Genomic DNA, 11,956 nt, shown 5'->3' with positions numbered 1-11,956 from the left:
TGTATTGCGGTGCAAATTTAGTTAATTAAGGCCTAAAAAAAAAGCGGCAATTGCTGCCGCTTTAAATAAAATTATCTTATCGTTATCTAATTTACAATTAGCTTTTTGGTTGTTGATTTTCCTTCTTTTGTGACTTTGACCAAATAAATACCTTTTTGAAGATTATTTACAGCCGCAGCAGCGGTGTTATTGTATTCTTTTTCAAAAACTTTTTGTCCCGAAACAGAAAATATGGTAACGTCGTGTTTGTCGTTAGCATTTTCAAAATTGATTTTTACCGTTCCATTAGAAGGATTAGGATAAATATTGAATTCATTAGCGTCAAAATCAATATTAGAAAGGGTTGCCAATGAATGACTCCCCAATCCATTGCAAGTATCCTTAGTATATACATCCCATTCAACAGTTTTGTTGAAAGTAGTGTTTGGACCTGTAATGCTCGGTTTTCTACGCAAGGTCTCATCAATTGCAAAATTTGGAGATCCTCCATTGAATGTTCCTATGATATCGATTAACACTCCATTTTTAAATAATCCCATAGGATCATTCCCATTGAATGCTTCTTGAGCTGATGATAGATTGGCATTTGCTACAGTGAAACAAGTTGTAGTGATTTGTGGATCAACTAAAATAAATACAGCACCAGAATTTAAAGTTCCAGTTAAATTAAGTCCTGTGGCGCTCCAAGCTCCAGCACCATTAGATTGTTTTTTTATAGAATAACCTGTCAAGTCAACTGCAGCTCCAGTAAAGTTAGCAATTTCTAACGCTTTGTTAAAACCAGTTCCTTCAACATACTCTGAAAAGAATAACTCTGTAGCTCCGGATCCACCTGATGGGGCAGCCGTAGTTGTTCCCGTTACCGAAGCACTCGCCACAGAAGCATTTCTATCAGCGTCTCTAGCAATTAAATAAAAGGTATAAGTTGTCTCAGCTGCTAAACCAGTGATAGTTGTAGTTATCCCAGTTACTGAAGTTTTCAAGGTGCTATTTACATATACATCATAGCCTGTAACTCCCACATTGTCTGCTGCCGCAGTCCAAGTTAAAGTTGCTGCATTGGTAGTGGTTTCGGTTACTACTAGATTGGTTGGGGCAGTTGGAGCTTCAGTATCAACGGTACCTGCTTTCCAAATTTCGGTTACATAGTTTGGGTTATCAATAAATGGATTTCTATTGTTTTGTCTGGCATAAATGGCATTGTTTCTTGCAATTTCCCTTGCGCTTACGGGGTCTTGATTGTGCCAAGCTAATAATTGATTTAAAAAAGCAGTGGTAAAAACTTGATTGCTGGTATTGTTGAACATCGCATAGTTGTAACCTGCTACGGTATTTTCATATCGAGTAGCAAAGTAGAAATACATTCTAGCAATATCTCCTTTGAATTCATCGATGGGTTCAAAAACCAATCCGCTGTAACCGGCTGTTGTGCTTGTTCCCAGTTTGCTTCCATTTAAGGTAGTTTGCGAAGGCGTTACTACAACTGAATGCGGATAGTTAGAACGGATTCCATTTACTTTTCCATCGGTTGGCGTAATAAAATGTGCATCAGAAACCATTGGTGAAAGCTCATTAAATACCGATTGCGGAATAATGTGTTCTCTGTTATAACAATCACCTTCGTTAGTGTAATTGCCACATCTTTGAGTGGCTGCAATGCTGTAGTTGTAAGGGTCTGTTCCTGCAGGATTCTCCGAATACATATCTAAAACGGAACCGTCTTTTTCGAAAAAATTGTCAATGTCAGAAGTTTGATAGGTGACATATAACCCTGCATAATCAATAACAGTATGGTCTTTAATAATGTTGTACAATTGGGTTTTTAGCGTGTAGCCTGTACCTGTTGCGGTGGAATAATATCCAGCCGGAGCTTGGGCAAAACTCGCTGAAAAGAGGACTAAAAAAAGTAGGGAGTAGATTTGTTTCATAATGTGAAATGGGATAAAATGTTTAAAAGTTTGTAAAGCTATTCTTTACAAATGGAACCTAGGTTAAGAAATATTTAAATATTAGTGGATTGGGGTTTATTCTTTTATGAAGAAAAAAGTATTGAGTTAACATAAAAAAAACGACACAATTGTGTCGTTTTTCATATTGGAACTGGTTGTAATTAGTTGATAATTATCTTTTTGTAGATAGTTTGTGTAGCGTCTTCTATTTTGATCAAATAGAATCCTTTTGGAATAGTGTTTAGAGTCACCGAAGGTTGCGTAATGTTTTCTTTCTCAAAAATGATTTGTCCTAACAATGAGATAAGCTGAATAGAATAATTTTTGTTAGAATTGTTGTAATTAATCGTGAAATCACCGTGAGAAGGATTGGGGTAAATTGAAATTGCATCGATATCAGTTACTTCTTCTTTGTTCACTTTAGTGCTAGTTTTGCTACCAAGGTTGTTGCAAGTGTCTGTTGTGAAAGAATCCCATTGGCTTGAAAGATTAAAGGTTGTGCTGGGTGACGTTACCGTTGCTTTTCTTCTCAAGGTTACATCGGCAGCGAAATTAGCCGTTCCTCCATTAAAAGTCCCAATGATATCAATCAATACTCCATTTTTAAAAAGGCCTACAGCATCATTTCCGTTAAATGCTAATTCGGTTGCGGCTGTTGAAATATTGGCAGATGTTTTAGGATAGCAAGTGGATGTGATAGAACTATTCACTATGGTAAATTTACCACCACTTGTTAATGTTCCTGACAAAGTTAGTCCCGTGCTCCAAGCTCCAGCACCATTAGTTTGTTTTTTGATGGTATAGCTCGATAAGTTTACTGCCGCTCCAGTGTTATTGGCAATTTCTAATGCTTTGTTGTTCGATGAACCTTCTATGTATTCAGAGAAAAGCAAGTCGATTGCAGCTGTTCCACCGCTATTAGTTGTTGCTGTAATGGTAGTACTTTTTGTTGAACTATTTCCTGCAGCGTCTTTTGCAATTACATAAAAAGAGTAAGCGGTAGAAGCAGTCAATCCTGTTATAGAGGCAGTTGTACCAGTAACAGTAGTTTTGAGGGTGTTGTTCATATAAATAGCATACCCAGTTACTCCCACATTATCTGTTGAAGCAGTCCAATTTAATGAAACAGAAGTAGCTGTAATAGCAGAGGCTGTTAAATTGGTTGGAATAGTTGGTACTTGCGTATCAGAAGAAGGAGCGTATCCCCAAATAGCTTGTACATATTCAGGATGGTCTATATAGGGGTTACGGTTATTTTGTCTTGTATAAATAGCATTGTTTCGAGCTATTTCTCTTGCACTCACAGGATCTTGATTATGCCATGCTAATAATTGATTTAAAAAAGCGGTAGTAAAAACTTTGTTGCTAGAACCATCAAACATTGCAAAGGAATAGCCTGCTACGGTATTTTCGTATCGAGTGGCAAAGTAGAAATACATTCTTGCAATATCACCTTTGAAATCATTTATTGGCTCAAAAACAGTTCCGCTATACCCAGATACACCACTCGAACCCAATTTCCCTCCGTTCAATGACGTCCAACTTGCAGTAGTGACATTTCCGTGTGGATAATTAGAACGCTGTCCGTTTACTTTTCCGTCAGTAGGAGTAATGAAATGTGCATCAGAAACCATTGGTGCAGCAGAGTTAAAGGTAGATTGTGGGATAATATGTTCTCTATTGTAGCAATCGCCTTCAACTGAGTAAGTACCACATCTTTGCGTCGAACCCGAACTGTAATTGTAAGGATCTGTACCAGAAGGTTTTTCGGAATACATATCTAAAATGGTTCCATCATTTTCATAAAAAGAATCGATGTCAGAGGTTTGATAAGTGGTGTACAGTCCAGCGTAACCATTGTCGGTGTGACCTTTGATGATGTTGTAAAGTTGGGTTTTTAAAGTATATCCAGTACCAGTTGCAGTGCTGTAATAACCAGATGGAATTTGTCCAAATCCAATCGAAGCCGAAAGAATAAGAAGTAAAACGTAGAGTTTTTTCATAAGTGCAAGTTTTAGTTAAGTTAATAGATTAGGGTTTTATGTGTTTGGTTTTCAATATTATAATCTAGGTTTAATAACAAAAGTACCTTTTTTTGTTATACATTATGTTAAGAAATAGTAATATAAATATGGTTTTTCTTATTTTTTAATGAAGTATGATATAATGGTAAATTTTGAGTAATTAGATAGCTATAATGTATTCTCAAAAAAAAGTGCTGACGTAAAAGCATAAGTAGTTGCATCATCTGCATAACTAAATGCTGATGACGAGATACTTTAAAAAACGGTAGAATTAATTGGTTTTCGGAAAAGCTTTATTTTGATAAGCACCCAAATCAGGTGGCAGGGTTCTGCTTGTTCCTAAAATGTCCAATGGAATTAAATAACTAGTATTCCCTTTAGCAAAAGCCGCCGAAGTATTGTCAATGTTGAGTTGGTTCTGATTTACTTTGAAAAATTTGGGGTCTTTGTTTAAAATTATCCCACTGTAGTGAGTGGCATCCGTCTCAAATTGGTATAAAGGGTTATTTGTAAAAGAATTACTGCTATTGTTGAATTTAAGCAAACAATGATTGAATTGATAATTGAAAGCCGAAGTAGCTTTTTTATTCAACAGCATTTCATTAGAGTAAGAGCCGTAAATGATACAGTTATTAAAAGTAGCTTGCGTCAAATCTTTAGACTCAGGAACGGCGCCAGTAATAAAGTTGCTGACCAAAACTGCAACTTGTGAGGAACTGTTCCAATTGTTATTGAAAGTAGAATGCGTAAAATTATATTCTCCACCATACAAACAAGCCAAACTTGCCACACCTGCATTGTTTATCACTACATTTTCACCTACGATTTTTCCCGTTTGAGCCAGAATGCCGTAGTTACTTGAATTATAGATTTGAGTATTTTTTAGTTGTACTGTAGTTCCATCGTTATTTTGAATCAAAAGTCCGATGGTTGCATTTTTTATAGTCAAATGGTTGATGCGGTTATTGGTGCTTCCGTTGGTTAGCCATAACGCTCCCCATTGTCCTGCTACATTCGAAAATCCGGGCTCTAAGCGATTGCCTTCAAAAATGACTTCATTTTCTAAAGCATTCGTGGTTGAGGTAGTTCCGTTGATTTGAATGCTTCCTTGATTGGCAACAATCAATCCAGAATTGGCGTGAAAATGCACTCGAGAACCCGCATCAAAAACAGCTATTTTTCCCGAAGGAACTGCAGCATAACCATAAATAACATAAGCTTTTGTTTTGGTAAAATGCAACTCATTGCCATTGATTGGGTCATTTTCGTCCAAATAAAAACCTTCGATTTTTTCGCTGCCAATCGGCAGAGTTTCGGTCGTGCCATCCGCGAATCGCTGTGGATAAAGAAAAATAGCATCTTGAATTAGCGTAACCAATTCAACCGTTTGTAAATTGGCACCACTATCAAATTGAATTTTATCGGTATACAAAAAATCAGTAGGGTTAGCATCAGCGATACTTGCCGTGGTTTCGATGAAAATATACAAACTGTCTTTGGCCAACAACGTAATGTCTTTGAAAATCTTATCCGCTGTTCCTTGCTGTCCGTCTACGGTCATTCGGTATTTCGAATTGAGTCCTTTTTCGAATTGAATGATTGGAATGTTGATGTCCTTTTTACTTTTATTATAGACTTTTAGTTGGTACGTACTCGAACCAATATTGGTAAAAACCGTGTCCAAATACACCGTATCCTTAGAAAATTTCAAATCGCCCGTGCTAGCCACAGTTTCAAAATCAGCTCGGCAAGAACCCAGCAGCAGTATAATTCCAAGAATAAAAACGGTAGCAATGGAGCGCATTTCTTATTTTTTTTGGTAAAAATAACGATTAATTAGAATATGCCATCGCAAAACCCACAAATTTGATGGTGATGGCTGTTGCCTTTAAATCTAGTCAATTATACTAAAAAACAAGGATAGGTTTGTACTGACCAATTAGTTCGCTTATTTTTACAAGAAATATAATGACAATGGAAAAAGACAAAGAAAAAATGCTCCAATTTTGCAATGACTTTTCGAAGAATACGTTGATGGAGACCTTAAATATAGAATACATTGATGCTGGCGAAGGTTTTTTGGTAGCCAAAATGCCAGTCAATTCCACAGTACATCAGCCTATGGGATTGTTGCACGGCGGAGCTTCTGTGGCTTTGGCAGAGAGTGTTGGGAGTGCGGCTTCTCACTTTTTTATCAATCCTAAGGAACAAGAAGTTCGTGGCATTGAAATCTCGGTGAATCATCTAAAAAGCATACGTGAAGGTGTAGTTTTCGGTACCGCCAAAATTATTCATAAAGGTAAAACCGTACATTTATGGGAAATAAGAATCACCGACGAAGCCGGAAATTTGATTTCTTTATGTAAATTGACGAATATGGTTTTGCAAAAAAAGCCTTAATTATTTACCAACCATAAAATAGCGGTTATGATTGATTTTTTTATAAAAGTACAGCAGCAAATTGCCTTAAATTTACCTTTTGTTATCTATCACAAACCTAATAAAAGTAAGATAGTGGGCTTTTTTCAAAAAAATGACCACTTGTTTTTTGTAGATGATTTTAAAGAAAGTGGATTTGTTTTTTCACCTTTCAATGGGAACCAGATCATTTTGATTCCACTCAAAGAGTCTGTTAAATGGGAAACGATTGTGCCAACCGTTGATTTCGAAGAAACAAAAGTTACTTCTTCAGATGAAAATCAGGAGGCAAAAAATCATTTTTTAGCACTAATTGAAAAAGGAGTCGAAACGATTAAAAAAGGAGTTTTTGATAAAGTGGTTTTGTCTCGACAAGAAGAGGTCAATGTGTCCAATTTTGATGTTGTTACTACTTTCGAAAAATTAATTGCTTTGTATCCTACAGCTTTTACGTATTGTTGGTTTCATCCCAAAATAGGGCTATGGATGGGCGCTACACCCGAACGATTGTTGAAGGCGAACAAATTTAAGTTTTATACCACTGCTTTGGCCGGAACACAAACCTTTGACCCCAAAAAACGAACAACAGTTTGGGGAAATAAGGAACAAAAAGAGCAACAATATGTTACGGATTCTATTTTAGATAGTCTTAAAAACCATACTTCTGAGATTGTAATTTCGAGTCCTTACACCATTCAAGCAGGAAAGTTGCTGCACATCAACACAGATATCGAAGGCGTACTAAAACGAAGTTCGAGTTTAAAAGAAGTAGTTTCGGTTTTGCATCCAACTCCTGCTGTTTGCGGATTACCCAAGGAGCAAGCTAAAGATTTTATTTTGGATAATGAAGGCTATGACCGCAGTTATTATACTGGTTTTTTGGGTGAGCTAAATGTCAAAGGAGATTATTTGAATAAACCAAAATCTCATTTATTTGTAAATTTGCGTTGTATGCAAATTAAGCAAAGTGAAGACAAATCCGATACAGCAAAAGCTTATTTATATATGGGTTGCGGTATTACTTTAGAAAGTCTTCCAGAGAAAGAATGGGAGGAAAGTGTCAACAAATCGATGACGATGAAAAGGGTTTTGGGTTAATTGGAAGAAATTTTAATTTAAATAAACAAATAAATGACAACATTAAAAAAAGGAGATCAAGCACCCCAGTTTTCTGGAGTAGATCAAGACGGAAACACGCATCAATTATCTGATTATGCTGGAAAAAAATTGGTGGTTTTCTTCTACCCAAAAGCCAATACGCCAGGTTGTACAGCCGAAGCTTGTGATTTGAGAGATAATTTTGCTCGATTTGAAACACAGAATTATGCCTTGTTAGGCGTAAGTGCCGATAGCGCCAAAGCACAAGCAAAATTTAAAGATAAATATGAGTTTCCATTTCCTTTGTTGGCCGATGAAGATAAATCAGTGATTCAAGCTTTTGGTGTCTGGGGACCCAAGAAGTTCATGGGAAAAGAATACGATGGGATTCATAGAACCACTTTTGTGATTGATGAAAAAGGGGTTATAGAAGATGTGATTTCTGATGTTAAGACAAAAGTTCATGCTTCGCAAATTTTGAAATAAAAACAATTTTAGTTGTTTAAAGTAAGCCAAATGATTCGTTTTATTTGGCTTTTTTTGTTACTACATGTTAAAGAATCAAGACTGTTAAATAATGATTATATTTGATAATTACTTAAATCTTCACTGTTTCTTAATTCTCAAGTTATGAAAAAAACACTGCTACTTTTTACGTTTTTTTTGTCATTTACTTCAAGCTATGCTCAAAATGACAATCCAAAATATGATGCATCATTGGCACAACAACTGGGAGCCGATGAATATGGTATGAAAAACTATGTTTTTGTATTGCTAAAAACAGGAACGAATACGACTAAAGATAAGCAATTCATAGCGGATTGCTTTGCTGGTCATATGGCTAATATTGCTAAATTGGCCAACGTTAAAAAATTGATTGTGGCAGGGCCAATGGGCAAAAATGAGGCCAATTTGAGAGGGATTTTTATTTTGAATGTGGCCACGATTGAAGAAGCCAACAAATTATTAGAAACAGATCCAGCTATCAAAGCCAATTTATTAAGTGCTGAGGTGTTTCCTTGGTATGGCTCAGCGGCATTACCCGAATATTTGCCTTTTCACGAAAAAGTATCGAAAAAGAACCATTAATAATACAAAAGCCAAGTCTAGAACTTGGCTTTTACGGTTTTATTAGGCTTGTAACATTTTTTCTGGATCGTAACCAAATAAGCGCTGTTTTTTGATGATTTCTGCAACACCAGAAGGTAACATAGGTTCCCATCCAGGCTTACCTTGGCTAATCATTTTGAGGACTTCTCTCGAGAAAATCTCAAGGATTTTTGGGTCATAGTCCGTGATGTCTTCAACTTTTCCATTGAATTTAAAGAATTTGTACAACTCTTTCATTCTAGGATGAACTTTAAGGTTGGCTGAGGTAATAATTTCGCCTTCTTCACCAATCATCGGATATAAAAATACTTTCATGTCTCGGTAAAACAATTTACCAAAAGCTTCCAAAATACCTCCACTCAAATGGCGGTAGTATTTCTCGTCAAAAATATCAATTAAATTGTTAACGCCCATTGCTAATCCCATTCTGGCTTTGGTGTAGTTAGAGAAATATTCAACTACTTTGTAATACTCTTGGAAATTTGAAATCATTACGGTTTGTCCAAGCGAGCACAATAATTCGGCTCGATCCATGAAATCTCTTTCATCAATTTCACCATCAGAACGAAGATTCGATAAGGTAATTTCAAAGATAACCTGTGTGTTTTCTTTTTCTACTTTGTTTTCTTCCAAAAACATTTCGATGGATTTTTCATACATGTCCATATTAACTTTGGTCACAGGACGGAAACTTCCTCTAAAAGCCAAGATGTTTTTCTTGTATAAAATGGCTGCAGGAAGAATGTTTTTTCCTTCTGGATTGAACATCACAGCGTCGGTCATGCCGTTTTTAACCAATTGTAAACTCATCAAACGATTGTCAACTTCAGCAAATCGAGGTCCAGAAAAGTTGATGGTATCTATTTCAAGTTGGTCTTTATCTAAGTGATCGTACAAATAGCGCAACAATTTTTTCGGATCGTTGTATTTATAAAAAGCACCATAAATTAAATTCACCCCAAGGATTCCAAGCGTTTCTTGTTGTAAACGAGAGTCAGTTTCTTTGAAACGAATGTGAAGTATAATTTCGTTATACGCCTCAGTAGGATCCAATTGGTAGCGAATACCCACCCAGCCGTGGCCTTTGAATTGCTTTGCAAAATCGATAGTCGCAACAGTATTGGCGTAGCTAAAGAATAACTTGTTTGGGTGTTTGACTCTGCTCAAACGTTCTTCAATCAATTCTCCTTCAAAAGTCAACATTTTTTTAAGACGACTTTCGGTTACATATCGTCCATCTTCTTCGATTCCGTATACTGCGTCACTAAAATCTTTATCATAAGCAGACATTGCTTTCGCAATCGTTCCAGAAGAACCTCCTGCTCTAAAAAAATGTCTTACCGTTTCTTGTCCCGCACCAATTTCAGCAAAAGTACCGTATATGTTCTCGTTTAGATTTATTCGCAGTGTTTTGTCTTTTATGGATGGAATTTGTTCAATAAATTTATCCCCTTTGAGTTTGATTTTTTTTGTGTCCATTGGCTATCTAAAAAGTAGAATTTTGTTACAAAGTTAACTAATTCGATTTCGAATTGAATGATAAATAATTCTATTTTTGTAAAAAAAATAACAAACATTGAACATCTATTTTTTAGGTACAGGCACGTCACAAGGAATTCCTATTATTGGGAGTTCTCATCCTGTTTGTAAAAGTATTGATCCTAAGGATAAAAGGCTCCGCGTTTCGCTCTGGATGTCGTGGAATAATCATTCCTACGTTATCGATTGCGGGCCGGATTTTAGACAACAAATGTTGGCGGCTGATTGTCAGAAAGTAGATGGTATTTTATTTACCCATGAGCATTCAGATCATACGGCGGGTTTAGACGATATTCGCCCCTTTAACTTTAAGCAAGGGGAAATGCCTATTTACGCCCATCAGCGGGTTATTGAGAACTTGAAAAAACGATTTGATTATGTTTTTGAAACCGAAAACCGATATCCAGGCGCTCCCTCGGTAAAGACGATTGAAGTGATCAATGACCATCCTTTTGAACTGGGAGGCAAAACAGTTATTCCGATTAACGTTATGCATGGGAATTTACAAGTTTTTGGGTATCGCATAGAAAATTTTGCCTATCTCACAGATGTGAAAACGGTAGCTCAAGAAGAAATTGATAAATTGAAAAATTTAGAAGTTTTAGTATTGAATGCTTTGCGTATTGAACCGCATACTACGCATTTTAATCTTCAAGAAGCATTAAGTTTTATTGCTTTAGTACAACCTAAAAAAGTGTATTTGACGCATATTAGTCATTTGTTAGGTTTTCATGAGGAAGTACAACAACAATTGCCAGAAAATGTATTTTTGGCCTATGATAATTTAGCCATTACCCTTTAATCTTTATATTTAAAATGAAAAATTCGCTTTTACTTTATGGTTTTATTTTGGCAGTTTTATTCAATATTTACACCTATATGTTTTTGAGCAAAGAGGTGAAATTTGAACAAGATAAAAGTGCAAAAATAGCCAACAAACTTCGAGACAGTATCAAAACAGTAGGTTTAAAATTAGACGATGCGAATTACTTTTCGCTAGCTAAAAATGAGAATGCTCAAAACTATTTCGAAGCCAGTAATCCTAATAAAACTATTCTTATTGATCAATTGATTCCTGTTGTAACTGAAAAATTATTAGATTATAATGATGATCCAAAAGGCAATCCCTACACCGGGCAAGATCGCATTGGAGCAAATAAATTTGTGATCAACAAAGTCAGAATCTTAAATCACCGTTGGATTATTGCTGATTTTAGTGATGGAGAATATTGGGGAGAAGTACTCTTAAAATACTTTGTCAACTCCGATGATACGATTTCGTTTGAAGTAAATCAGTCTATTTTGTATCAAAAATAATTTTAGACATTAGTTTAAATGAATGTAACTCCTACGATCGAAAGAGTAACCATAAAGGACGCAGCTGAAATTAGCGATTTGATTTTAAATAATGCCTCATTTTATTTAAGGTCACATTATTCTGATGCACAATGGAGAGTTTTCAAGAGGTATTATTCAATTGAAACCATTCAACAAAAAATCCTAAAACAGCAAATGTTTTGTGCTAAACTAGAAAATACAATAGTGGGAACCATTGCTATAGATCACGATTATATTGTGGGGTTCTATACCCATGTTGATTATGCTAATAAAGGAATTGGGTCAAAGTTGCTTTGTTATATTGAAAAGGAAGCGCAAGAAATGGGACATTCTGAAATTTATTTGGCATCATCTCCAGTTGGAGTTGATTTTTATCTAAAATTTGGATGGCAGATAGTGGAAGAACTTGCCATCGAATATTTGGGAGTTCCTTTTGTAGAAGCGGTAATGAAAAAGCGACTTTAATCGATGGATTAAAGC

Annotated in this window: 11 protein-coding genes; 7 read left to right on the top strand and 4 right to left on the bottom strand. The window is 35.8% G+C overall.

Going from position 1 to position 11,956, the window contains the following annotated elements; all coding sequences use genetic code 11:
- Positions 1–86: 86 nt before the first annotated feature.
- From AO58_RS0107285 to AO58_RS0107275, 3 genes are all read right to left on the bottom strand, one after another.
- On the bottom strand, positions 87–1,928 hold the full coding sequence (locus AO58_RS0107285; protein ID WP_024981080.1) for an endonuclease: 1,842 nt from the start codon (positions 1,926–1,928) through the stop codon (positions 87–89).
- 182 nt (positions 1,929–2,110) lie between these two features.
- Positions 2,111–3,952 (bottom strand): endonuclease, encoded by a 1,842-nt coding sequence (locus AO58_RS0107280; protein WP_024981079.1) that lies wholly within the window; start codon positions 3,950–3,952, stop codon positions 2,111–2,113.
- Between the two features lie 292 nt (positions 3,953–4,244).
- Positions 4,245–5,777 (bottom strand): hypothetical protein, encoded by a 1,533-nt coding sequence (locus AO58_RS0107275; protein ID WP_024981078.1) that lies wholly within the window; start codon positions 5,775–5,777, stop codon positions 4,245–4,247.
- Positions 5,778–5,947: 170 nt separating this feature from the next.
- Here AO58_RS0107275 and AO58_RS0107270 point away from each other — a divergent pair, with 170 nt between their 5' ends.
- The 4 genes from AO58_RS0107270 to AO58_RS0107255 all read left to right on the top strand — a co-directional run bounded on the left by AO58_RS0107270 (position 5,948) and on the right by AO58_RS0107255 (position 8,578).
- A complete protein-coding gene (locus AO58_RS0107270; RefSeq protein ID WP_024981077.1) occupies positions 5,948–6,373 on the top strand; it encodes a PaaI family thioesterase in 426 nt (141 codons plus the stop codon).
- Between the two features lie 27 nt (positions 6,374–6,400).
- A complete protein-coding gene (locus AO58_RS0107265; protein WP_024981076.1) occupies positions 6,401–7,489 on the top strand; it encodes an isochorismate synthase in 1,089 nt (362 codons plus the stop codon).
- 33 nt (positions 7,490–7,522) lie between these two features.
- Entirely contained in the window at positions 7,523–7,975 is a 453-nt protein-coding gene (gene bcp, locus AO58_RS0107260) for a thioredoxin-dependent thiol peroxidase (protein WP_024981075.1), read from the top strand.
- A gap of 144 nt (positions 7,976–8,119) precedes the next feature.
- The gene (locus tag AO58_RS0107255; protein WP_024981074.1) at positions 8,120–8,578 is read left to right on the top strand and encodes a YciI family protein; all 459 of its coding nucleotides are present in this window, start codon (positions 8,120–8,122) and stop codon (positions 8,576–8,578) included.
- 42 nt (positions 8,579–8,620) lie between these two features.
- Here AO58_RS0107255 and AO58_RS0107250 read toward each other — a convergent pair whose 3' ends face one another.
- On the bottom strand, positions 8,621–10,078 hold the full coding sequence (locus tag AO58_RS0107250; RefSeq protein ID WP_024981073.1) for a nicotinate-nucleotide adenylyltransferase: 1,458 nt from the start codon (positions 10,076–10,078) through the stop codon (positions 8,621–8,623).
- A gap of 97 nt (positions 10,079–10,175) precedes the next feature.
- On the opposite strand from AO58_RS0107250, the gene AO58_RS0107245 reads away from it, so the two are divergent.
- Genes AO58_RS0107245 through AO58_RS17555 form a run of 3 tightly spaced genes read left to right on the top strand, consistent with a single transcriptional unit; the run spans position 10,176 to position 11,941 of the window.
- Complete coding sequence (locus AO58_RS0107245; RefSeq protein ID WP_024981072.1) at positions 10,176–10,940, top strand: MBL fold metallo-hydrolase; 765 nt, start codon at positions 10,176–10,178, stop codon at positions 10,938–10,940.
- 14 nt (positions 10,941–10,954) lie between these two features.
- Positions 10,955–11,455, top strand: coding sequence for a hypothetical protein (locus AO58_RS0107240; RefSeq protein WP_024981071.1), 501 nt, complete (start codon positions 10,955–10,957; stop codon positions 11,453–11,455).
- An 18-nt stretch (positions 11,456–11,473) separates the two neighbouring features.
- Positions 11,474–11,941 carry a GNAT family N-acetyltransferase gene (locus AO58_RS17555; protein WP_024981070.1) on the top strand — a complete coding sequence of 156 codons (468 nt, stop codon included), beginning with the start codon at positions 11,474–11,476 and terminating at the stop codon, positions 11,939–11,941.
- The last annotated feature ends 15 nt before the right edge of the window (positions 11,942–11,956 follow it).

The sequence above is a fragment of the Flavobacterium succinicans LMG 10402 genome (assembly GCF_000611675.1).
In the GTDB taxonomy this organism is placed as follows: domain Bacteria; phylum Bacteroidota; class Bacteroidia; order Flavobacteriales; family Flavobacteriaceae; genus Flavobacterium; species Flavobacterium succinicans.
This window is presented reverse-complemented; position numbering and strand designations above follow the sequence as displayed.

Bases quoted from the DNA above. Each gene is read 5' to 3' on its own strand.
- AO58_RS0107285 (WP_024981080.1), bottom strand. From the start codon at position 1,928: ATGAAACAAATCTACTCCCTACTTTTTTTAGTCCTCTTTTCAGCGAGT.
- AO58_RS0107280 (WP_024981079.1), bottom strand. From the start codon at position 3,952: ATGAAAAAACTCTACGTTTTACTTCTTATTCTTTCGGCTTCGATTGGA.
- AO58_RS0107275 (WP_024981078.1), bottom strand. From the start codon at position 5,777: ATGCGCTCCATTGCTACCGTTTTTATTCTTGGAATTATACTGCTGCTG.
- AO58_RS0107270 (WP_024981077.1), top strand. From the start codon at position 5,948: ATGGAAAAAGACAAAGAAAAAATGCTCCAATTTTGCAATGACTTTTCG.
- AO58_RS0107265 (WP_024981076.1), top strand. From the start codon at position 6,401: ATGATTGATTTTTTTATAAAAGTACAGCAGCAAATTGCCTTAAATTTA.
- bcp (WP_024981075.1), top strand. From the start codon at position 7,523: ATGACAACATTAAAAAAAGGAGATCAAGCACCCCAGTTTTCTGGAGTA.
- AO58_RS0107255 (WP_024981074.1), top strand. From the start codon at position 8,120: ATGAAAAAAACACTGCTACTTTTTACGTTTTTTTTGTCATTTACTTCA.
- AO58_RS0107250 (WP_024981073.1), bottom strand. From the start codon at position 10,078: ATGGACACAAAAAAAATCAAACTCAAAGGGGATAAATTTATTGAACAA.
- AO58_RS0107240 (WP_024981071.1), top strand. From the start codon at position 10,955: ATGAAAAATTCGCTTTTACTTTATGGTTTTATTTTGGCAGTTTTATTC.
- AO58_RS17555 (WP_024981070.1), top strand. From the start codon at position 11,474: ATGAATGTAACTCCTACGATCGAAAGAGTAACCATAAAGGACGCAGCT.